The organism is Acidisarcina sp. (genome assembly GCA_035539175.1).
GTDB lineage: Bacteria > Acidobacteriota > Terriglobia > Terriglobales > Acidobacteriaceae > JANXZS01.
This window is the reverse complement of record DATLIY010000008.1, coordinates 731,628-754,411: the sequence shown is the minus strand read 5'-3', so window position 1 is coordinate 754,411 and position 22,784 is coordinate 731,628. Positions and strand designations below refer to the sequence as shown.

Sequence of the window (22,784 nt, the reverse complement as noted above, 5' to 3'; positions counted from 1 at the left end):
AAGACCGTGGAGATACGAGCGAACGATGAAGACACTCTACCGTCCTGAGCTGCTCTACACGGATGGCAAGTTCGTAGCGAACGCCGGACTGCTGGTGGACGATGGCGTGGTCGTCAGCATCGCCACAGGTGCGGATGCCGCGGCGGACAACGTGATCGACCTGCCCGGCAAAGCTCTGTTGCCTGGATTTGTGAATGCTCACTCGCACTCCTTTCAGCGGCTGATTCGAGGCAAGTCAGAGTCGCGCGTGGTGAGCGGGAAGAACTTCTGGTCGTGGCGTGGGACGATGTATCACGCCGCCAGTAACCTTGAACCGCAGGAAGTTTACGATGTGGCGCGCATGGCGTTCCTCGAAATGGTGCTGGCGGGAACGACGACCGTCGGGGAGTTCCACTACCTGCACAATGCGCTGGATGGACGCCCGTATGACGATCCAAACCTGTTGAGCAAGCAGGTGATTGCTGCAGCGCAGTCGGTCGGCATCCGGATTGTTCTGCTGCGCACCGCGTATCTGCGATCGGGTTTTGGCTTGCCGAACGACAATGGGCAGACTCGTTTTTTTGAAACCACCTCTAGATTTCTGGAGAATATGGATGCGCTTGTCGGCGCATATCCGGCGAACTCTCCAGAGGTGCGATTTGGCGTGGCTCCGCACAGCATTCGCGCAGTGCCGCTGAACGACCTGAAAGAGATTGCTGCGTGGAGCCGGAGCAGGACACTGCCGCTCCACATGCACGTGGCGGAGCAGGTAGCGGAGAACGAGGCGTGCGAGCGGGAATACGGCGCGACTCCGGTGGAGCTGCTGAACCGCGAAGGTCTGCTCGGACCGGACTTCACCGCAGTCCATGCAACCCATATCACTCCACGAGAGATTGCTGCGCTGGCACAGGCGGGTACAGCAATCTGTTGCTGCCCAACCACGGAGCGGAATCTTGGAGACGGCATCTTCGCCTCGGACGCGGCGATGCAGGCGGGAATCGCGATAGCTCTTGGGTCGGACAGCCAGGCACAAATCGATCCGCTGGAAGATGCGCGGGAGCTCGACTATCACCTCCGTCTCCGCTATCAGGAGCGTGCGGTCCTGGATCAGATCGAAGGGCAGGACCTGGCCCCACGTCTCCTGAATTGTGCGACGGTGAACGGAGCGCGCGCGCTGGGCATGCCCGGAGGAACGCTGCAGCCGCAATCCTTTGCCGACTTCTTCACAGTGGATTTGAACGACGTGACGATTGCGGGCCATGCGGCTGAGGATCTGCTGCCCTTGCTCGTCTTCTCCCTGGGCCGCGCGGCGATCCGCGATATCGTGGTCCATGGAAAGTTTGTCGTGCGAGAGCAGCGGCATGCACTCGCAGAAGAGATCCTCGCTCGCTACAGGGATCTCCACCAGAAGGTGTGGCGTGACAGCGAAATTGGGAGCGTTGCCGGATGAAGACAGTCATCGAACACCTTTCGAATTTGATTCGTAAAGATTCAGTCTCATCGATCTCAAATCGCGCAGTGGTGGACTATGCAATCGAGGTGCTGCACGCAGCAGAATGGCAGACGCGACTGGCGGCCTATCGCGATGCTGCCGGAATCGAAAAGGTGAATCTGATTGCCGCACCTCCCAGGCAACAGATAGAAAATCCTGCGGTCGATCTGGTGTTCATGTGTCACACGGATACCGTGCCACATGCAGCGGCGTGGACCAGGGCACTCGATCCTTTTGAAAGGGACGGGCTGCTTTACGGATGCGGCGCGTGCGACGTGAAGGGATTCCTGGCATGTTTGTTGACGGCCATCAGCGAGAGCCATGCCGGGCGCTTCGCCGATGGACTGCGCCTGGTGCTGACGGCAGATGAAGAGGTGGGATGCGTGGGAGCTTCGCAACTGCTGTCTGCGGGGCTCCTCGAACCGCAGCGGGTTGTGATTGGCGAGCCTACGTCGCTGCATGTGGCACGTGCAGGCAAAGGCTATTGCGTGGCGGAGATCACGGTACTCGGGCACGAAGCGCACAGCGCGCATCCGCAGCAGGGACAGTCGGCGATTTACGGTGCGGCTCGCCTGATCACGGCGATTGAACAATACGCTGCGCAGCTGATGCAGGAGCAGGACAATTTCTATAGTCCGGGATTTACGACTCTAAATGTGGGAACCATCCAGGGCGGTACGGCGAAGAATATTGTTCCGGGGCAATGCAAATTCCAGTTGGAGTGGAGACCGCTTCCCGGACGGCCTGCGGATGTGATGCTGCAGCTCATCAAGAAAACCGCAGAGCAGCGGCAAAACGGCGGTGCCTGCTGCCAGTATGAGATGAAGGTGATGCGCCAGCAGACCGGGTTTGAGACAGACGCCGATTCCCCGCTGGTGCGGGCGCTCGAAAACCTGACAGGCAGAGCGGCGACCTCGATACCCTTTGCATCGGAGGCCAGCCTGCTCGCGACCTTCGCGGATGAGGTTGTGGTGTTTGGGCCTGGTGACATGCGCACCGCGCACAGCGAGCGGGAGTGTGTACCGATTAGCGAGTTGGAAGAAGCAGTAGCCGTGATACGGATGCTGATGCGCGCGTCATAACCTCATTGCGCCTTCCTGCTGCAGGATGCCAAGCCATCGTCTTTGGTAACAAGCATTGTTTCTTGAGCAGAAGAAGAAGGCGCACAAGAAGACATACTAAGGCGAAGAGTCTTACTACTCCTTCGGAAGAGGCTTCACCACTTCGCCCGCTTTCATCACGAAGGCGACGTGCTCCATGGCTGTGATGTCGTGCAGAGGATCGCCGGGAACAGCAACGATATCCGCGAACTTCCCAGCTTCGAGGGTACCGATGTCCTGGCTTTTCCCAAGCAGGTTAGCGCCGTTGATCGTGGCGGCCTGCAGGGCCTGCAGCGGCGTCATCCCGCCACGGACGAGGGCGCCAAACTCCTTTGATACGGATTCATCCACATCGTCGTCATCGACGCCATAGGCGATCTTGAGATGATGTGCGAGCGCACGGTGAAACGCCGGTCCCTGCTCCTTGAGGATCTCGGTTCCCTTGGCGAAGCTGGCTGGATCGCGGCCCTTGGACAGGCCCGTCTCCATGTCATGCTGAAAGCAGTAAAGGGTGGGAACAAGCCAGGTTCCGCGCTGCTCCATCATCTGCGCGCCCTCTTCGTCGAGCATCGTGCCGTGCTCGATGGAGTCAACCCCGGCGCGGATGGCTGCCTTGATACCAGCGGTCCCCTCGGCGTGAGCCATCACTTTCTTCCCGGCACGATGCGCCACCTCAACGGCTCTCGCCATCTGCTCCTCGCTTAGCTCCTGCACGTGATAATCGCTGATGGGATCCATAACCCCGCCGGTGGCCATGAGCTTGATCCAATCGGCGCCGTATTTGATATCGCGCCGCACCACGCGATCTACGTCATCGACGGTATCGGCAATATTAGGGCCTGCGGGAAGGGGCATGTCCGGCGCAAGCGCGTTGCCGTCCCCGTGTCCTCCGGTGACGGAGATAAAACTGCCAGCCGGATAGATTCGCGGGCCTTGAATGATCCTGCGCTCGACAGCATTCCTGAGCGCGATTTGGCCGTAAGCAGGATCGCGCTCGCCTGCATCGCGCAGCGTCGTGAATCCATGCTCCAGCCAGAGGTGCAGGTTATAGACTCCCCAGAGTGCGCCGTCGGCAGAGGAGGTACGCAGGCTGGACGCCCACGATTGCGATGTGGGATCGCTGAGGGTGTGCGCGTGGCAATCGATGAGCCCTGGAACAACGGTGAATCTGGAGAGATCGATGACCGCGATGCCGGAAGGAGCAGTATCTGCGATGCGCGCGATCCGCTCCTTCTCCACGATAAGGTATTTGTGCGTCAGGACGTCTCCCGTCCGTACGTCGATCAATCGGCCAGCGAGGACGGCTACAGTGCCCGTAGGCCGGGGGCGCTGCGCAAGGAGCTGAGATGTTGCCGCCAGCAGCAGGGCCAGAGCACAGATGCATCTGAAAAGTGAAGGCTTCATAAGTTCCCTTCCGTGGAAACGAGCCCTGTCGAGCCGCATCCTTTGCCAACCACTCTAATTCTTCAAGCAATTTTATGAGCGATGCATCAGGATGCCCATGGAGGAGAGTCAAGCAGGAAGCGGTTGTTGATGGAAAGATTCACTCGTCTGCCAACCCGGAGTTGCGGACCGGCAGACGAGTTGGTGTAAGGCTGAATGCTAGAAGCTGTAGCGCAGAGAGAATTGCTGAATACGCGGCGCGGTGAGCGTGGAAGCATACTTGCCAAGGCTTCCGCTTTGCGCCTGTGTCGTCAGGCCACCATTAGCACTCTGCGGATTTGTATCAAAGCGAACGGAGTTGGTCGCGTTGAATACTTCCCACGTAAACCGAACCGCCTGCCTTTCCGTGATCTTCCAGTTCTTTGCCAGACCGGAATCCACACCGAAGAAGCCATCTCCACGAAAGTTGTTCCTTGGACCCGCCTCACCCGGATAGGGGAAGCGGAGAGGAGTGCCTGCGGCAATTCCGTTGTTGATTGCATCCGGGTTGTCGAAGACCTGCGGGCTTCCCGAGGAATCAATGTGCTTGCGCATCTTGATGTACCCGGTTTGCACCATGTTCGATCCGATCTGCCAATCAGTCGTCCAGCCACTTTGCGAGATGCTGAAGGGAAGACCACTGCTCCAACGTCCCAGACCGGACCACTGCCATCCGCCGATGAAGCTGTTGACGAAGGAATTTGCCCCGGACCAATAAGCTTTGCCTTGCCCAAGGGGCAACTCATAAACCCAGTTAAAGGTAATGAGGTGGCGAATGTCGAAGTCGGAGAGCCCACGGTTCAGCCTGGTGTTGAAGGCGTTTAGGATCTCGCTGTTGCTGGCTCTCCCCGCGTTGAGTTCCCCGGTGCGCTCCGTGTCCGAACCCATGTCCATCGACTTCGAGAAGGTGTAGCTTGCATCAACCTGCAATCCGTTGCTCATAGCGTGGCGCAGAGTGAACTGAAGAGCGTGGTAGTTGCTGTTCCCGATGGAGGACCAGGCGTATAGCGAGGAGAATTGGCGCTGGTAGAAGCGAGGCTCGTAGAGGCCGTTTCCGTCGAAGTTCGGAGTGCATAGGTCGCCGCAAAATGCGTCTAGCACCGCAAGGCCGGTTGTCTCATTGCCACGGTTGAAAGCCCACAACTGGCTGTAGATGTTCTGAGTGGCGCTGACGCCGTCAGAGGCCCACTGCGGGAACATGTTTTCAAAATACGGGATAGCCGCGATGCTCGCGTTCGGATCGCCGCCATTTGCATCCACCGCCTTGGAGAGCAGGGTTGCCGCCTGGAAGTAGCTCAGTCCCGACTTCGGATCTACCAGGTTGAGCGGCTGCGCAAGATCGAGCTGCTGCATCAGATGGTGGCCGAAGCGGCCGACATAGGCCGTCTCCATGATGAAGCCCTTGGGCAGTTGCTGCTGGACGGAGAAATCTACCGTCTCGGCATATGGCGTCCTGAGGTGGTCATCGATTCCCCATGTAATCGCGAAGCCGGTATTCACGTCGTTGGGCGGCGTGTAGGGATAAGCGATAACGGAAGGAATGTTGACACCTTGAAGCGGAGGAACATCGTGGATACCGGTAAAGCGCGGAGAATTGTCTACCGAATAGGCTCCGGCAGGATTGGCGAGGTTCGTGCTCAGACCGAAGGATCCGTTCTGGTCAAAACTGTTGACGATGCCCTGGCCGAAGTGATCATAGTTCATGCCGAACCCGGCGCGGATGGAGGTAAGCGGCGTGGGAGAATACGCGACTGAGATGCGTGGAGCGATCGCATCCTTCTGCGTGTCCCAATACGGCTTCAATCCCCTGGCCTGACCGGCGGCGGCAAAGCTGATGTCCGGCTGGGTGGTTATGCCCTTGGCGGCATTCACTGCGCGCGTCTCAAACCATTTGTGCATGTTGGTGGTGGGCGCAATCTGCTGGCCATGCGTTTCGTAGGGAGCCTGAAGGATAGTCTGACGCAGGCCGTAGGTCACGGTTAGATTGGACCGGACTCGCCAGGAATCCTGCAGGAAGTATTCGAACTCGTTGGCCTTGAAGTCTCGATTGACAAAGGCGCCCTGTGCCAATGTTTTGCCCGTCAATCCGTCTTTGGCAACATCGAAGTTATATTGCCCATTGGTTTGCGGAACGAGACCGACCAGAGCTCCGATAGCGATACTGTACGAATTCGAGAAGCCCTCATCGACAGGAGCAAACCCATGTGCGGCGGGGTCCAGTGCGATGCCCTGCCCGGCAATCGTGCCGCCAGTGTTGATCCAATAGATATTTGTATTTCCCGAGCTGTACGAATTTGCATCCGAACTGCGGTTGTTGTTGATGAGGCGCCAGTTGATTCCGCCAGCCAGGTTATGTTTGCCCTTGGTGTAGCTGACGCTGTCGATGATGTTGTGGACCGGCACATTCACAATGGTGCTGCGGGTTTCCGGCTCCCACTGGGTCAGGAAGCGGAAAACCACATACGCGCCCTGCCCGGTTCCACGGTTGCTGTATCCCTGGCGGGTGTAGCCGTAGCGAAGATCGTTGACGAGATTCGGAGTGATGGCCCAGGTATCCCCGGCTGCGATGCCCTTGGTGTTGTCGATGAGCATGGAGGAGGCGGGCTGGCCAGGGAATTGCATAATTCCAGACTGCGTGTCCTTCTGCAAGTTTCCGCGAACGAATAGGTGATGGCTCTGGTTGAGTTGATAGTCGAGCTTTGCGATCGAGGTATTCAGCGATCCTGGGTGGGGCGAAGAGAAGCTGAAGGAGCCGAGATTGAATCCGTCACCGAGCGCCGAGCCGTTTGCAGTGGGGAACTGGTTGAGATACGCGAGGACAGCCGAGTTAACTCCCGGGCCATTGGGACAGGTTCCATAGTAGGTGCAGTTTTGCCCATTCGGCTCGCTATCCATCGAGGCAATTTGCGCGCGGTTCAGCGTGATCGTGCTGCCATTGCTTGGATAGCTGATATTGCCGGCTTTGAAGGATGCAGTGGGAGCGATCTGCGTGACCTGCTTATTCTCCGCCGTGCGCTGACCTTCATAGTTTCCAAAGAAGAAAAGCCTGTCCTTCTTGATCGGTCCACCGACGGCGGCGCCAAAGGTGTTGCGGATGAGCTTGCCGGGAACGTTTGCCTGGCCGCTGCTCTTCTGCGCGGCTTTGTTGAACCAGTCGTTGGCTACGGTAAACGTGTTGCGGTTGTATTCATACGCGCTACCGTGGAATTGATTGGTGCCGCTCTTGGTGACCATGCTGACCTGCCCACCCGAGGAGCGACCGGCATCGGCATTGGAGCCTGTGGTGGTTACCCGAAACTCCTGAATGGAATCCAGCGTGGAGCGCAGTACACCGGTGAAAGCGAAGCCTGCCTCCTGATCGTTGTCGTCGAGGCCATCCAGAGTAACGTTCGTCTGATCGGAACGCGCGCCTGCGACAGAACCGGTGCGGCTATCCGTATTCGCGTCGATACCGCGTCCAAGATAGAGCACGCCGGGCTGCAGGCTGAGCAGATCGGGCACGTTGCGGCCCTCCGCCGGCAGCGCCTGAATCATGGCATTATCCATCGAGTTGCCGATGCTCGCGTCGGTAGTATTCAGGGTCTGCGCTTCCGCACTGACATCCACCGTGGTGGTAGCCGACTGAACGCTGAGACTGAAATTAACCGTGGCAGGCTGATTTACGAGGAGCTCCGCCTTCTTGGATTGCTCGCCAAAACCGCTGGCCCTCGCCGTGATGGTATAGGTGCCAGGCACAAGCTGCTGAAACACATATTCGCCCGCAGCATTTGCTGTCTTCGACACCTTGGTGCCCGTGGCGGGGTTCTCCAGCGAAACTTCAGCAGTGGGGACAACTGCACCCGAGGGGTCCGTAACAGTTCCGCGGAGAGAGGTTAGCGAGCTCTGCGGCCATCCGGGGCTGCACAAAGCAAGCACAAACACGAATTGCAGGAATTGGCGGATAGATCTCATGCGTTTGGTCTCCAAGATACCGATGAGAAACATCGACAACACTTCACGCGAGAAAATGATTCCTGAACTTGTTTTTATGTGTGTGTCGAACGTCTGATGCCTGTTCAGCTGGTTCAGCTAGTTCAGCAATGCTGCAGTGCGGAGGGAAAAAGCCCAATTGCCCATTATTATGTGCGGATTATCGACGTACGATCAAGTTTTTCAGAAAAAAGCTCTGCTGTCCCGAGAGCTTACGAAAACTGCGAAAAGCTCTATTGCAAATATATTTATTGGAGGCGTCAGCCTGCCCCCTTATAACCGTTTGTAATAGCACGAATAAAGAAGGCTGATACAAGGGCCGCAAGACCCGCCTCCTCCGATTTGATTCGTGTCGCAGCGAGTGGTACGCTTGAACCTATACTGATCTAGTATAGATTTGAGTGGCGATGTTCCGACTGAATAAATTGACCGATTACGGGCTAGTCGTGATGCAGTACCTTGGCGGCTGTTCCAGGACGGAACTGCATACGACGCGGGAACTTATCGCGGCCACGCAGCTTCCATCCGCCACTATCGTAAAGATTCTGAAGGCGCTCCTGGATCGCAAGCTGCTGATTTCTTATCGGGGAATCAAGGGCGGCTATGCGCTGGCTCGCTGTCCGTCAGAGATCTCAGTGGCTGAAATTATCGAGGCACTCGAAGGTCCGATCGGTTTTACCGAATGCGCAACGACGCCCGGCTATTGCCTGCTGGAAGGCACCTGTGGCGTGCAGCATAACTCCCACGTGATCAGCCGCGCCCTGCAGCAGACATTGGAGGGCATCACACTTTCCGATCTGACAACTTCATTACGACTGGGAACACGGACGCCGGGCCGGGGAAGTGCGCTTACCGCAATCACCGTGGGTACAGGGAGGGTTCAATGACAACCGCCAATATGATCCAGGACTTTACCAACCAGGAATACAAGTGGGGATTTATCACCCCGGTAGACGAGGATCGGATTCCGAAGGGCCTGAACGAGGATATTATCCGCCTGATCTCGGCGAAGAAAGAAGAGCCGCAGTTCATGCTGGAGTGGCGGCTGAAGGCCTATCGCCACTGGGTCACGCTGGAGCGGGCACAAGCCGAGCCGAAGTGGGCAAACATCAAATATGACCCGATTGATTATCAGAACATCGTCTACTACTCGGCACCCAGGCAGAAGCCTGGACGCAAGAGCCTGGAAGAAGTAGACCCGGAGATTCTGATGGCCTACGAGAAGCTGGGCATATCGCTCGATGAGCAGAAGCGGCTCTCGGGAGTGGCCGTGGATGCGGTATTCGACAGCGTATCGGTAGCCACAACATTCAAGGAAAAGCTGGCGGAGAAGGGAGTTATCTTTTGCTCCTTTTCTGAAGCGGTTCGCAAGCATCCCGCCCTGATTGAGAAGTACCTGGGATCTGTCGTTCCTTACAGTGACAACTACTTTGCCACCTTGAACTCGGCGGTGTTTAGCGATGGCTCGTTCGTGTATGTGCCGAAGGGCGTGCGCTGCCCGATGGAGCTCTCGACGTACTTCCGCATCAATGCAGCGGATACCGGACAGTTTGAGCGAACGCTGATTATTGCGGACGAAGGCGCGTATGTGAGCTATCTGGAGGGCTGCACGGCTCCGGTGCGGGATGAAAACCAGTTGCACGCTGCGGTCGTGGAGTTGGTGGCTCTGGGCGATGCGCAGATCAAATACTCGACCGTGCAGAACTGGTATCCGGGCGATAAGGATGGCAAGGGCGGCATCTACAACTTTGTGACGAAGCGCGGCAAGTGCCTGGGAGATAACTCGAAGATCTCCTGGACGCAGGTGGAGACAGGTTCCGCGATCACGTGGAAGTATCCCAGCTGCATTCTGATGGGAGATAACTCGGTAGGCGAGTTCTACTCTGTCGCGCTGACCAACAATCATCAGCAGGCCGATACCGGAACCAAGATGATCCATATTGGCAAGAACACGCGCAGCACTGTGGTGTCGAAGGGTATCTCGGCGGGCTTCGGGCAGAATACCTATCGCGGCCTGATAAAAATCATGAAAGGCGCAACCGGCGCGCGGAACTATACGCAGTGCGACTCGCTGCTGATTGGAGATAAGTGCGGCGCGCACACCTTCCCGTACATCGAAGTAAGAAACGGCAGCGCGCAGATGGAACACGAGGCATCTACATCGAAGATCGGCGAAGACCAGATCTTCTACCTGCGGCAGCGTGGACTTTCATCAGAGGAAGCTGTCTCGATGATCATTAATGGTTTTTGCAAGCAGGTGTTTCGCGAGCTGCCGATGGAGTTCGCCGTAGAGGCACAGAAGCTGCTGAGCGTGAGTCTGGAAGGGAGCGTGGGGTAGATATGGCATTGCTGGAAATCCGCAATCTTCATGCCAGTGTGAATCATCAGGAGATTCTGAAAGGGATTGACCTGACAATCAACGCAGGCGAGATACACGCGATTATGGGGCCGAACGGCTCCGGCAAGAGCACGCTGGCACAGGTGCTGTCGCGGCGCGAAACCTATGAGGTCACTCAGGGTGAGGTGCTGTTCAATGGAAAAGATCTGCTGGCGATGAAGGCGGAGGAGGCGGCCTGCGAAGGATTGTTCATGGCCTTCCAATACCCGATTGAGGTCGCTGGAATCAGCAATGCGTATTTCCTGCGTGCAGCCCTGAATGCCCAGCGCAAATATCGCGGCGAAGAGGAGTTGGATGCAATCGACTTTCTGCCGCTTCTGCGCGCGAAGATGCGTCTGCTGGGCATGGAGGAGCGATTCCAAAGCCGCTCCGTAAATGAGGGCTTCTCCGGTGGCGAGAAGAAGCGAAACGAGATTGTGCAGATGGCGGTTCTAGAACCGAAGCTGGCAATTCTTGACGAGACAGACTCCGGCCTGGATATCGATGCGCTGAAAGTTGTGTCTGAAGGAGTGAATGCCATGCGCAGCCCGGAGCGCGCGATTGTGCTGGTCACTCACTATCAAAGGTTGCTGGACTACATCGTTCCCGACTTTGTGCATGTGCTGGCGAATGGCAAGATCATTCGATCCGGTGGACCGGAGCTGGCGCTGGAACTCGAAGACAAGGGCTATGGCTGGATAGAGCCGGTTTCAGCCGGCGCGCGGTAGGAGGAAGTGAATGGGCGCCATCACACAGGTCGTAGGCCTCGGCAGCTACGCCGAAGCGTACCGCGAACTCGAGCACCGTACCCTGCAACAGCCCGACTGGCTACGCACTCTGAGGCAAAACGCCTTTGCTCGCTTTTGCGATGTGGGTTTTCCAACGCTCAAGGATGAGGACTGGCGCTTCACGAACGTGGCAGCGATCGCACGCGAAACATTCAGCCCCGCGGCAGATCGCAGCAGCGAATTTGCCAGGGAGAGGCTGGAGCCCTTCAGGATGCCAGGTGCGGCTTGCATGCTGGTCTTTGTGAATGGACACTTCGCTCCGCAACTCTCCGAGAGAGCGGACTGCGCCGCCACGGTGGAAGCAGGCGGTTTGGCAGAGGCGCTTTCGAGCAATGCAGTCGCACTTCAATCGCACATGGGACGCTACCTCAACACGCAGCGGGATGCCTTCTGCAGCCTGAACACCGCATTTCTCGAAGATGGTGCGTACATCCGCATCCCAAAAGGAACCGTGCTCAAGGCGCCTCTCCACCTGCTGTTTGTATCGGTGGGGAATGGAGAACCGCAGATCGCCTATCCGCGAAATCTGATTGTCGCCGAGACAGGTACGCAGGTGGACATCGTGGAAGAGCATGTCTCGCTTGGCGAAGGAGTGTTCTTTTCGAATCTCGTAACAGAGCTGGTGGCAGAAGAGAATGCAGTAGTGTCGCATCATGTGATCGAGCGGGAGAACCGGGAAGCGTTCCACGTATCTACTTTGCGCATACAGCAGGCCCGCAGTGCCAATGTGCGATCGCACTCCGTGCTGCTGGGCGCTGCGCTGGTGCGCAATAATATTCATCCGGTTCTGGCGGGTGAGGGAGCCGAGTGCCTCCTCAATGGCCTGTTCGTGGGCGAGCAGCATCAGCACATGGATAACTACATGCTGCTGGAGCATGTGAGCCCTCACTGCAACAGCAGGCAGTTTTACAACGGCATCCTGGATGGAGAAGCACACGGCGTCTTCCACGGCCGCATCATTGTTCACAAAGACGCACAGAAGACGGATGCCAAGCAGACCAACCGCAACCTCCTGCTGTCGGATTCCACGCAGATCGACACCAAGCCGCAATTGGAAATTTACGCCGACGATGTGAAGTGTACCCATGGCGCAACCATCGGCCAGGTCGACGAGGAGGCGCTGTTTTATCTGCGCTCGCGGGGAATCGAGGAAGGTTCAGCACGCAAGTTGCTGCTCTTCGCATTTGCTGGGGAGTGCCTAGGGCGCATGGCTGAAGGCGCAGCGCGGACGCACATCGAAAGCATCATTCATCAATCTCTGCCTGGAGGAGTCAACCCAACCATCGGCAGGGGGCTGGAAACGGGTCGCGCGTGGGAGGAAGTAAGATGAGCGCAATTGCAAGCAGTATTCCCCGTATGCGGGAAAGCTTCGACGTGGAGAAGGTACGGGCGGATTTTCCCATACTGCGCCGCAAGGTGCACGGGCATCCGCTGGTCTATCTGGACAATGCCGCCACCGCGCAAAAACCACAAGCAGTCATCGATGCAATTGCCCAGCACTACTCCTATAACAACGCGAATATTCATCGCGGCGTGCATCTGCTATCGGAGTCCGCTACAGAGGCCCACGAGGCAGCGCGCAGAACGGTGCAGCACTTTTTGAATGCTGCCGATTCCCGCGAGATTGTATTTGTTCGCGGGGCCACGGAGGGCATCAACCTGGTTGCGCAGACCTATGGGCGCAAGCATATCGGAGCTGGAGACGAAATCATCCTTACGGAGATGGAGCACCACTCCAACATTGTGCCGTGGCAGATGTTGTGCGAGGAAAAGGGTGCGCGCCTGCGGATTATTCCGGTGAATGACGACGGCGAGTTGCTGGTCGACGAATTTGAAAAGCTGCTGAACGAGAAAACGAAATTCGTCTCGCTCGTTCACATCTCCAATGTTCTGGGAACGATCAATCCCATTGGCCGGCTTGTGAAGATGGCTCATGCGTGGAACGTTCCCGTGCTGGTAGATGGAGCGCAGGCCATTCTGCACGAAAAGGTAGACGTGCGCGCGCTCGGCTGCGATTTCTATACCTTCTCCGGCCACAAGCTCTACGGACCCACGGGCATTGGAGTTCTGTACGGCAAGCAAAAATTGCTGGATGCCATGCCGCCTTACCAGGGTGGGGGCGACATGATTCGCTCCGTCACCTTTGCGAAGACAACCTATAACGACCTTCCCTACAAATTCGAGGCAGGCACGCCACACATCGCCGGTGCTGTAGGGCTGGGAGCCGCAATCGAATACGTGAATGGAATTGGGTTGGAGGAAATTGCCGCTCATGAGCATGAGTTGCTGGCCTATGGAACGCAGGCCCTGCAATCGATACCTGGGCTGCGGCTGATCGGCACAGCAAAGCGCAAGGTCAGCGTGCTCTCGTTTGTACTGGAGGGCATCCATCCGCACGATATCGGTACGATCCTGGATCGCCAGGGAATCGCGATCCGCACCGGACATCACTGCGCTCAACCCTTGATGCAGCGCTTTGGAGTTCCAGCAACGGCACGCGCTTCTCTTGCCATGTACAACACGCGGGAAGAGATCGATGCTCTGGTTGCCGGCATCTATAAGGTCAAGGAGGTTTTCGCCTGATGTCGGAACTGCAGGATCTGTACCAGGACGTAATTCTGGAACATAGCAAGCACCCGCGGAATTTTCGCGCGATGAAGACGGCGAACCGTAAGGCTGAGGGATACAACCCGCTCTGCGGTGACCACTACACGGTCTTTGTGGAGATGGACGACGATACCATTCGCGACGTCTCCTTTCAGGGTTCGGGATGCGCGATTTCAAAGGCGTCCGCATCCATCATGAGCCAGGCGCTCAAGAGCAAGACGGCAGCGGAAGCCGAAGATCTCTTCCACAAATTTCATGAAGTTGTGACCGGGCAGGATAGAGACAGCGTGGAGAGCCTCGGCAAGCTGGCAGCGTTTGCCGGCGTAGCGGAGTTTCCCACGCGGGTGAAGTGCGCCACGCTGGCATGGCACACATTGCAGGCCGCTCTCAAGGAAAAGCAGATAGCTTCTACGGAGTAGCTTCGGCGGATGCATCGGATCATCTCTAAGGAGAGCAAATGAGCATCGAGAGAATTGCGCTGACGCGCGCGTGTACCGCCACAGAAATTCCGAACGGATATCCGCGCCTGCTCGCGGCGGGTACGCGAGTGTCAATTATGCAGAGCCTGGGAGGCAGCCACACTGTCTCCGATGAATTTGGGCAACTGATGCGAGTCGACGCCAAGGACGCGGATGCGCTGGGCATGGTCGTACCGGAGCACAGCGAATCTCCCCAGGTCTTCAGCGAGCAGCTGGTGTGGAACCAGTTAAGGACGGTCTACGATCCAGAGATTCCCGTCAACCTGGTCGATCTGGGATTGATCTACTCCTGCGTAGTGAATGGAGAAGACAACCATCACCAGATCGATATCAAGATGTCGATGACAGCTCCAGGCTGTGGCATGGGCAACGTATTGCGATCGGATATCGAAAGGAAGCTCTCCGGCCTGCCGACAGTAAGCGGCGTGCACGTGGAAGTCGTATTCGATCCGCCGTGGAATCCGGGCCTGATGTCGGAAGCGGCGCGGCTGCAATTGGGACTAGACTGAGGAAAGGAGACAGAATGAAATCACGACTGGATTACGCGAAAGCCTCTCCGGAAGCCCTGAAAGCCATGTGGGGGCTGGAAAATTACATTCGGCATTGCGGGTTGGAGCACCCTTTGCTTGAGCTCGTAAAGGTGCGGGCTTCGCAGATCAATGGCTGTGCCTATTGCCTGGACATGCACAACAAGGACGCACGCGCAGCAGGTGAGACGGAGCAGAGACTCTACTCGTTGGCGGCATGGGAAGAGACTCCTTTTTATACCGAACGAGAGCGAGCGGCACTGGCATGGACCGAAGCAGTGACACTGGTGGGCGAGGAGCATGTTCCCGACCATGTCTTCGAGCAGGCGCGCGCCTGCTTCAATGAAAAAGAGCTGGTTGATTTGACGATGGCAATCGTCACCATCAACGGATGGAACCGATTGGCAGTCAGCTTCCGTGCTGTACCCGGCACCTACCAGCCGCATGCACACACGGAAAACGCAGTGGCTGAAACCGCTGCGAGTCGCTAGAAACCGGGTCGCTAGAAACAAAGATCGCGCGACACGCTCACGCGGGCTGCTTCCAGCATCACTCCGCTGGGCGCCGCGCGAAGAATCGAAATCTTAAAGCGTCAACCTCAATCTTTACGTCCGCAAAGCCGGCTGATTCCAGCCGGCTTTGTAGTTTCGCAGGGTCCACGAGAACCATAGTGTCGAAAACGTGGGAGATCCGCATCAACCACGATTGCGTGCTGTCGATTCCGGCGAAGACGCCTCCAGGCCGGAGAACGCGGTACACCTCGGCAAAGAGCCGATCCTGTAACGCGGACGAAGGCACATGATGCAGCATGGTGAACGACACCGCGGCGGAGAAGGTGCGGTCGCGGAAGGACATCGCAGTCGCATCTCCGCAATGCACGGAAAGGTTCGGATTGTTGAGACGCCGACGAAGAGAACCGACCAATGCCGGATCAATCTCGATGCAGGTAAGCCTTTCGCCACGACGCAGCAGCCACTCCGTGGTGAGGCCCGGTCCGGGGCCTACTTCCAGCACATCGTCGCCTAACTGCACACCCGTGAGCGCCCAGGGCAGGATCTCATTCTCCAGCTGCTGCTTCCAATGACCGGAGCGGCAATACCATCGGTGCAATCGATTCATCGAGCCTCTCCATAAGTTCCGAGCTTCTACGAGCGATCTTACATGCGCCCCCTATGACATAAGTCATTGCCGCCAACAGGAGTGGGAAGGGTTCCAAAGATCCAGACAGGTATGGAACAATAGGCTAGAGAAGGAAGGTACAAATTGGCTGAATTCCCACCTGTCCCGTTAACGATTGAAGGTTCCAGCGTTCTCCATCAAATGTTTCGTTTTGATTGGAAGGCATGGCGGAGTATTTCTCTTCCTGAGCGGCAGCGGATTGTAGAAGAGTCGATTCGGACGCTCGAAGACCTGGAGCGCGCCGGGAGCAGCAATGGGCCGGTGCGGTCTGCGCTGTTTTCCATGCTCGGACACAAAGGCGACCTCCTGCTTGTTCACTTTCGCGACTCCGTGAAAGCGCTGAACCAGGCCGAGCTGAAGCTGGCCCGCAGCGAATTCCACAACTTCCTTACGCCGACTCATTCGTATCTATCGGTGGTGGAGTTGGGGCTATACGAATCTTCCATGAAGACCTATGGCGCACTGGTGGCCCAGGGATTGAAGGAACACACACCGGAGTGGGATGCGGCGATCGACGAAGTGTTGAAGCGGCAGAGCGACGCGTTGACGACGCGCCTCTTTCCGGAAATTCCTTCTGCCAGTCATCTGTGCTTTTACCCGATGGACCGCAGGCGCGGCGAGCAGGTCAACTGGTACACGGTGCCTATCGCGGAGCGCCAGCGCATGATGCACGATCACATGCTGATCGGCAGAAGCTACGGAGACAGAGTACGGCAAATCATCAGCGGATCGATTGGGCTCGATGACTGGGAATGGGGAGTGGACCTGTTTGCAGATGATCCCGTGGTCTTTAAGAAGCTGATCTATGAGATGCGTTTTGATCAATCCAGCGCGCTGTACGCGGCGTTTGGACCGTTCTATGTAGGGATAAGGCTGCCCATCGAGAAGTTGGGCAACTGGCTCATGGGCAGTATCGAGGATGCTGACTAGAACTTCTCCGCGAAATATCGAAGAACACCGGCAGCACTGCATGTTGCCGACATCACTGGATGTTGGTGTGGTGGAAATCATTGCCGGTGTTCTGCTTCTTCTCTGTGGACAAAGATTCGCATATCGTGATGCTCTGGTTGCTGGATATTGCAGCGAATCTGCTGCGTGTCCTATGACCTCGCAATGCGAGGCTGATTTTCTTTGCGTGTGCAAGCAGAACGATTACGGGCTCCTACAAATCTGAGCTGCCTTGGCCAACAAAGGACAAAGCGGAGGAGTTATGAAGGCACTTGCAGGTCTCGTGTTACTGGGAATGGTGGCGCTTCCCTCGATAGCCGCTGCCGAAAGCTTCCACGATGTGTCGGTAGTCGACGTGAACTGCTCAAAGAAAGTAGCAGCAGATCCGGATTCTCATACGCGGAGCTGTGCTCTCAAATGCCAGAACAGCGGGTTTGGAATCCTTGCCCCTGACCACAGATTTTTGAAGTTTGACGCCAAGGGCAATGAAGAGATCATTGAAGCGTTAAAGGCCTCCGACAAGAAGGATCACCTTCGCGTGGATGTGAACGGCGACGTGGATGGCGATATGCTGAAAGTAACTTCGGTGAAGCTGCTGTAGCCCTGACTACATCTGCTATGCACGCGGCGGAGCCGATGTGCACGGAGTCATGAGCGATCCAGGGCCGGTAGGATAAGTGTGTCTTGAGAGGCTGCCCGCATAGAAAAGCAGATTCCATGCGGGCAAGTCATTCATCTGGCTGAGCCGCCGCTGAGAATCCGTCGGCCCGCTTAGCCTTTGTGAGCCAGAAGACGCGCTTTCGATTTAACCTAGAAGTGATGACAAAAACACCTGGGATAGACGTTGTAGGTGTCGGACTGAATGCTACGGATACCCTGATACCCGTCTCGCAGTATCCGGTGTCCGGCTCCAAGGTTGAATTTCGCTCCGCGAATGTGATGCCGGGCGGACAGGTAGCCAGCGCGATGGTGGCCTGCCAGCAATGGGGCTTGCGCACGCGATATGTCGGCAAACTGGGCGATGATTCTGCTGCGAAGCTGCACCGGTCGGAGTTTGCCCGGCTGGGCGTCGAGACGAGGCTCCTCACCGCTCCGGGATGTGCAAGCCAGCAGGCATTCATCCTGGTAGATGACTTTGGCGAGCGCACCGTGCTGTGGAAGCGGGATGACCGTCTAACGCTGCGCCCAGAGGAGATCGAGCGGGAATGGATTCTGGATGCCCGCGCGCTGCACGTCGACGGACACGACACAGCAGCAGCAACCGTGGCAGCTGGTTGGGCACGAGCTGCGGGTATACCGGTCATTGCCGATCTCGATGATCCATACCCTGGCGTCGAACAGCTATTGGAGAAGATCGACTACCTGATCGTCAGCCGCGATATGCCAGAGCGGCTGTTGGGCGAGCCCGATCTTAAGAAGTCGCTGCCTGCGCTGCAGCGCCGGTTCGGCTGCCGCTTTACCGCTGCAACTCTGGGCGAGGACGGCGTGCTGGCCTGCGATGGCCTGCAGTTTTACCACGCACCCGCATATCGCGTTGAGGCCGTGGACACCACAGGCGCAGGAGATGTCTTCCATGCCGGCTTTATCTTTGGGTTGTTACAGGGCTGGCCGGTACAGAGGCAGCTCGATTTTGCCTGTGCCGCCGCAGCACTGAATTGCAAGGGAATAGGCGCGCGAGGCGGAATACAACCCATCGAGCGCATTGAAGAGCTGATGGCGACCGGAACTCGCTATACCCCCATCTACGACCTGGTGCGTGCAGCCACTTAGCAATTCAGGACACGCCGCAATTCGAGACAACATCCGTGAGCCGCATGGAGATGGTTCAGACGACAGGTTCAGTTCCCTTGCAGCCTGTTCATATCCTGACTGGCAAGATGTAAGGATCGAGCCTTGGCCCCCAGTACGAAGAAAATCAAAGGAAATTGAGGTCAGCGGGTAGCCGGGGAACAGCGCCCTCTAAGGGATCCCGCGTCTTCTCTCCGAGTAGCACCCGCAGATAGCGGAGTCCGATTGCGTCGTAATGGATGCGGCCGACGACTCTGGTCATCGTATTGACGATGCCGCGCATCTGAAAAGAAATGGAGGGAGCAACGATGCCCACTCAGAATGCGACAAAGAGCGACTCTCACCGGAACTCCCATGGGAGACGTAAGTGGTCGGGAGCAGTAACTTCAGATTCCACTCACCCTCAGGCTGGCTTGTTCAACAAAGGAGCCAGGACGATCGCTCGCGAACTCGCGTCGAAGAAAGTATCGCCTAAGGGACCTTCATCGGGCATGCGCATGCTGACTTTCTACATCAACCGTGCCGGCAAGAATTTGTCCGCCAGTCGACTGAAGGTGCTCGAAGATGCCAAGAAGATTCTCCACGAACGAATCGTGGCGGCTAAGGATCGAGAGAAGAGGAATGGCGAGAAGGAAGCTCATAGGAAGAGGGCAGCATAGAGCAAGGTCGTGTTGACGTTCGCAACGAGACAGAAGGGAGAATCGCAATGCCGGATAAATCCACTCTGGAACGAGCTAAAGAAGATCTACGCGAAGGTAAGTCGCCATCAACCGCGGCCGGTGAATTTGTACATGAAGAGATTGAACATGTGCGCGAAGGCAAGCATGGCGCACGTTCACCGCAGCAGACCATTGCCATCGGCCTCAGCAAAGCAAGGCGCGCTGGTATTCCTTTGAAACCGCCCGCCCAAGAAGGGCAAAACCAAAGAAAGCACCCGGAAAAGTGCAGAGCGAGCCTACGAGGAAGGGCAATCCCACGCCGCATCGGAGCCTTCTCCACGTGCTTCCCATGCCCGCGAAAAGGTACTCGAAAGAGAGCCTCGCTCTACTGCGTCCCACCGCTCGCTCTCTGCACAGTCGCGCACTGCTGCCCGGAAACGAACCAGCAGAGAGCGGCATGACGCAGCAATGAAGGCGGTTCAGACAAAGCGAAAAGCTGGACGCCGAAATGCAGGACAAAAGGCCGCTCACACACGCTAAAAAGGATGACTGATCCTCCGTGTAAACCACGGCCTTCATTTTATTTTGAGAAAGCCAGGCTATGCGGGTGATCAGTTAGCCCTTTGAAGACATGCCCACTGAATCCGAAACCCGGTCACTCGAAGGGGAGCATTTGCGGAAGCACCGCCTTCACCATGGAAGCAGATAGACGAAACAAGGAGATGAGGAAACCACGTGAAGAGTCTTGCGGATCCTACAAAGCTACAGCCCGTCGATAAGAAGCATGGCATTCTTCAAGTGGTTGTAGAGACCCCAAAGGGTTGCAGGAATAAGTTCGCCTTCGATCCGGACCAGGGTATCTTCGCTCTGAAGAAAGTTCTTCCAGCCGGAATGGTCTTTCCCTATGATTTCGGTTTCCTGCCGCGGACCCGCGCCGAGGATGGAGATCCCATCGATGTTCTGCTGCTGATGGATGAGCCCGCCTTTCCCGGCTGTGCCATTCGCGCGCGCCTCATTGGAGTCATCGAAGGTGAGCAACTCGACGGCAAGAAGAAGATCCGGAACGACAGAATCGTCGCCGTAGCGGAAGCGAATCATATGTACGCCAATATTCAGAAACTAAGTGACCTTCCCGATAAGTTTGTTCACGAACTGGAAGACTTCTTTGTGAACTATCACAATCTCGAGGGCAAGAAGTACCGGTTGCTCGGGTGCAAAGGCGCAGAGGCAGCTTTCAGCCTCATCACGCAGGCCAGAAAAGCTGCTTAGATCATCTGAGGTTGCAGATGAGTGAACTGATCATTCGATTTTTTATCGGAGGGACCATAGTTAGTTTGTTTGCGCTTTTGGGAGACGTCCTGCGCCCGAAGAGTTTCGCAGGGCTTTTTGGCGCAGCTCCTTCTGTTGCCCTGGCAACGATCGGATTGACGATTGCCAGGAACGGCCCGCAATACACGTCGATCGAGGCGCACTCAATGGTGTGGGGAGCGGTCGGATTCTCACCTATGCAAGCATGGTTTGCTGGGTATTGATGAAATACAAGTCGGCTACTCTCTTGACCACGATCTGTCTTCTACCCGTTTGGGCAGGAACATCATTTGGATTGTGGTACTGGCTGGCGAGGCGGGCCTGACCTGATCAAAATGAAGTGGTCTTCTCTCAAACAAACTAGACCCAGCGAATATGCGGTCAGCTTTATCTTTGGAGGTGGCTGTACAGTCCTTGCGGGCCTCATGGCAAAACGATATGGCCCTTCGGTCGGCGGCCTCTTTCTCGCGTTTCCTGCCATTTTCCCATCTGGTGCAAGTCTTATTGAGAGCCATGAAAGAAAGCGAAAGGCAAAGTTGGGCTTCGATGGCACGATCCGCGGTCGGGTTGCGGCCAGCATCGATGCGGCTGGAGCAGCGCTTGGATGCATTGCGCTCGCCGCTTTCGCATGGATCCTATGGAAAGGCATGCCAACGCATAATGCCTATGTCGTCATTTCAGCCGCTGCGCTCGCCTGGATCTGCATCGCGACCACCTTGTGGGCGGTCCGACGAAAACGCCTGTTCCACCACGCGAGATGAGTTGAACTTTCGAACCTGGAAATGTCGTGTGCAGCGAAAGAAACTACCTTGCGCGCGCGCTGCGAAACCGCACCAGCGCCTCTCCCACAGCAGCGATCGCATCGCGGTGCATCCTCCGAAATTCAGCGATCGACTTATGGCCTGGATAGAGTCGCCACACCCACGCCGGAAAACTTTGCCGAAGCCCCAGCAAACGACTCCGGTAAACGAAGTACGCCAAGTGTGGCTCCATAACGGGTCTCCATTCACCCAGATGCAACAGATACCCACTCCGAGAGCGTCAGCCCGTTGGCACGCGCTCGCTCCTCCAGCATGGCGAACTCCGCCTCGCTCACCTTCATGCCGATGGACTTGGTACCAACGGGGCTTTCATAGCTCACCGCCGATTCGATTGGGTTGGGGATTGGGGCCGGGATTCAGGCCGCACGATGCCAGCGTGCCGCAACGTGCCGGGCAACGGGCCGTACGGAGCCGTTTTCTTGCTAAGGGAAGGGGAGTCATCAAGTTACCCCATCACCAACGCCAGGTTGCTCTCAGAGTAACCCGTTTTCAGAGATTTTTCCTCTTAGCCGCTTGTTTTCTGATGGTTCCCTCCGCAGTAACCTTCAGCAACTTCGCAGCAACCCGCGCGGGGTGACGTGTCACCCTACAGCCGACGCCGTAAGCGGCGCAGTTCTTGGGATGCTGGCTGCGAGACGGAACTGTGGGCTGGCACAGACGGCAAGGCCGCCCCGGAAGGCGGCCTGCGAGGTTACAACGCGAGAGGAAGCAAGGGGGGCTGAGTACCCGCTCGCGCCCTTAAGGATAGGATCGTCTCGTCGGAGAGCTGCTCTGGAAGGTCAGCAAGGAACCTGATGTCCGCTTCTTCCCGGCGATGCTCCTCTTGCATTAAGGGATGGGAAGCGATCTGGCTATCCTCTTCGGGTGAGGACACAACCGAGTCTTCCAGGCTGCTTAGGTAGAGGTACAGGGAGTCTCCGGCAAGCGTTGAAACGCTAGTGATGTGGTCGGCACAACCATCTTGCGTAAACTCCATGATGTCATTCATCGCAAGGGCAGCGTTCAAGGCGTATGAGGTTAGGTCGTGAGAGTAATCCTCGGTGTCCGGTGCGCCTCTGAGACATGCCTCGCTTAATGATCGGTCCACTGGTCCATTCTGCAAGGTAGCCCATGCCGCATCTTTGGCTTGCAAGTAGCAAGAGTCGTCGAAGCCTGTGTCCTTCGAAAAGGCAACCAGACTTGGCAGCATCCTCTCAAAAACCAACAGAGCGAAAGCAAGTTGCTTCTTTGGGGAGAGGCTCGCTATAGAAACTAGGTTTTCTTCGCTGATCATCGCGTCTCCATGCTCTTTAGAACGGGAGGACTCCTTTGAGGGCACTCAGGGCTGCAACACCCGCAGTC

Annotated in this window: 20 protein-coding genes and 1 pseudogene; 16 read left to right on the top strand and 5 right to left on the bottom strand. The window is 56.8% G+C overall.

Annotated elements, in window-relative coordinates; genetic code table 11:
• Nucleotides 1-25: 25 nt before the first annotated feature.
• Nucleotides 26-1,429, top strand: coding sequence for a formimidoylglutamate deiminase (locus tag VM554_11230; protein ID HVJ08948.1), 1,404 nt, complete (start codon nt 26-28; stop codon nt 1,427-1,429).
• The gene (argE, locus tag VM554_11225; GenBank protein ID HVJ08947.1) at nt 1,426-2,553 is read left to right on the top strand and encodes an acetylornithine deacetylase; all 1,128 of its coding nucleotides are present in this window, start codon (nt 1,426-1,428) and stop codon (nt 2,551-2,553) included. Before VM554_11230 ends, argE begins: the two co-directional genes overlap by 4 nt.
• Nucleotides 2,554-2,667: 114 nt before the next feature.
• Here argE and VM554_11220 read toward each other — a convergent pair whose 3' ends face one another.
• Both VM554_11220 and VM554_11215 read right to left on the bottom strand, forming a co-directional pair.
• Complete coding sequence (locus VM554_11220; protein HVJ08946.1) at nt 2,668-3,975, bottom strand: amidohydrolase family protein; 1,308 nt, start codon at nt 3,973-3,975, stop codon at nt 2,668-2,670.
• Between the two features lie 198 nt (nt 3,976-4,173).
• Nucleotides 4,174-7,944: a TonB-dependent receptor gene (locus VM554_11215; GenBank protein ID HVJ08945.1), complete on the bottom strand. Its 3,771-nt coding sequence runs from the start codon at nt 7,942-7,944 to the stop codon at nt 4,174-4,176.
• Between the two features lie 425 nt (nt 7,945-8,369).
• On the opposite strand from VM554_11215, the gene VM554_11210 reads away from it, so the two are divergent.
• The 8 genes from VM554_11210 to VM554_11175 are packed head-to-tail and all read left to right on the top strand — an operon-like array spanning nt 8,370 to nt 15,231.
• Nucleotides 8,370-8,849, top strand: coding sequence for an Rrf2 family transcriptional regulator (locus VM554_11210; GenBank protein HVJ08944.1), 480 nt, complete (start codon nt 8,370-8,372; stop codon nt 8,847-8,849).
• The gene (gene sufB / locus VM554_11205) at nt 8,846-10,300 is read left to right on the top strand and encodes a Fe-S cluster assembly protein SufB (protein HVJ08943.1); all 1,455 of its coding nucleotides are present in this window, start codon (nt 8,846-8,848) and stop codon (nt 10,298-10,300) included. Before VM554_11210 ends, sufB begins: the two co-directional genes overlap by 4 nt.
• A 2-nt stretch (nt 10,301-10,302) precedes the next feature.
• Nucleotides 10,303-11,067: a Fe-S cluster assembly ATPase SufC gene (gene sufC, locus VM554_11200; protein ID HVJ08942.1), complete on the top strand. Its 765-nt coding sequence runs from the start codon at nt 10,303-10,305 to the stop codon at nt 11,065-11,067.
• Between the two features lie 10 nt (nt 11,068-11,077).
• Nucleotides 11,078-12,457 (top strand): Fe-S cluster assembly protein SufD, encoded by a 1,380-nt coding sequence (gene sufD, locus VM554_11195; GenBank protein HVJ08941.1) that lies wholly within the window; start codon nt 11,078-11,080, stop codon nt 12,455-12,457.
• Nucleotides 12,454-13,710, top strand: a complete 1,257-nt coding sequence (locus VM554_11190) for a cysteine desulfurase (GenBank protein ID HVJ08940.1) — start codon at nt 12,454-12,456, stop codon at nt 13,708-13,710. Before sufD ends, VM554_11190 begins: the two co-directional genes overlap by 4 nt.
• Entirely contained in the window at nt 13,710-14,153 is a 444-nt protein-coding gene (locus VM554_11185) for an SUF system NifU family Fe-S cluster assembly protein (protein ID HVJ08939.1), read from the top strand. Before VM554_11190 ends, VM554_11185 begins: the two co-directional genes overlap by 1 nt.
• A gap of 38 nt (nt 14,154-14,191) precedes the next feature.
• Nucleotides 14,192-14,722, top strand: a complete 531-nt coding sequence (gene sufT / locus VM554_11180) for a putative Fe-S cluster assembly protein SufT (protein HVJ08938.1) — start codon at nt 14,192-14,194, stop codon at nt 14,720-14,722.
• 14 nt (nt 14,723-14,736) lie between these two features.
• Nucleotides 14,737-15,231, top strand: coding sequence for a carboxymuconolactone decarboxylase family protein (locus VM554_11175; protein HVJ08937.1), 495 nt, complete (start codon nt 14,737-14,739; stop codon nt 15,229-15,231).
• 58 nt (nt 15,232-15,289) lie between these two features.
• Here the strand turns inward: VM554_11175 and VM554_11170 are convergent.
• Nucleotides 15,290-15,874, bottom strand: a pseudogene (locus tag VM554_11170) (class I SAM-dependent methyltransferase).
• Between the two features lie 129 nt (nt 15,875-16,003).
• Here VM554_11170 and hemQ point away from each other — a divergent pair.
• The 6 genes from hemQ (at nt 16,004) to VM554_11140 (ending at nt 20,846) form a co-directional block, all read left to right on the top strand.
• Entirely contained in the window at nt 16,004-16,849 is an 846-nt protein-coding gene (gene hemQ, locus VM554_11165; GenBank protein ID HVJ08936.1) for a hydrogen peroxide-dependent heme synthase, read from the top strand.
• Between the two features lie 280 nt (nt 16,850-17,129).
• Nucleotides 17,130-17,468, top strand: a complete 339-nt coding sequence (locus VM554_11160) for a hypothetical protein (GenBank protein ID HVJ08935.1) — start codon at nt 17,130-17,132, stop codon at nt 17,466-17,468.
• Nucleotides 17,469-17,686: 218 nt separating this feature from the next.
• A complete protein-coding gene (locus tag VM554_11155) occupies nt 17,687-18,637 on the top strand; it encodes a PfkB family carbohydrate kinase (GenBank protein HVJ08934.1) in 951 nt (316 codons plus the stop codon).
• Nucleotides 18,638-18,963: 326 nt separating this feature from the next.
• Entirely contained in the window at nt 18,964-19,314 is a 351-nt protein-coding gene (locus VM554_11150; protein ID HVJ08933.1) for a DUF3175 domain-containing protein, read from the top strand.
• 735 nt (nt 19,315-20,049) lie between these two features.
• Nucleotides 20,050-20,583, top strand: a complete 534-nt coding sequence (locus VM554_11145) for an inorganic diphosphatase (protein HVJ08932.1) — start codon at nt 20,050-20,052, stop codon at nt 20,581-20,583.
• Between the two features lie 17 nt (nt 20,584-20,600).
• The gene (locus tag VM554_11140; protein ID HVJ08931.1) at nt 20,601-20,846 is read left to right on the top strand and encodes a DUF3147 family protein; all 246 of its coding nucleotides are present in this window, start codon (nt 20,601-20,603) and stop codon (nt 20,844-20,846) included.
• A gap of 782 nt (nt 20,847-21,628) precedes the next feature.
• Here VM554_11140 and VM554_11135 read toward each other — a convergent pair.
• Entirely contained in the window at nt 21,629-21,763 is a 135-nt protein-coding gene (locus tag VM554_11135; protein ID HVJ08930.1) for a hypothetical protein, read from the bottom strand.
• 371 nt (nt 21,764-22,134) lie between these two features.
• Nucleotides 22,135-22,716: a DUF416 family protein gene (locus VM554_11130; protein ID HVJ08929.1), complete on the bottom strand. Its 582-nt coding sequence runs from the start codon at nt 22,714-22,716 to the stop codon at nt 22,135-22,137.
• Nucleotides 22,717-22,784: the final 68 nt, after the last annotated feature.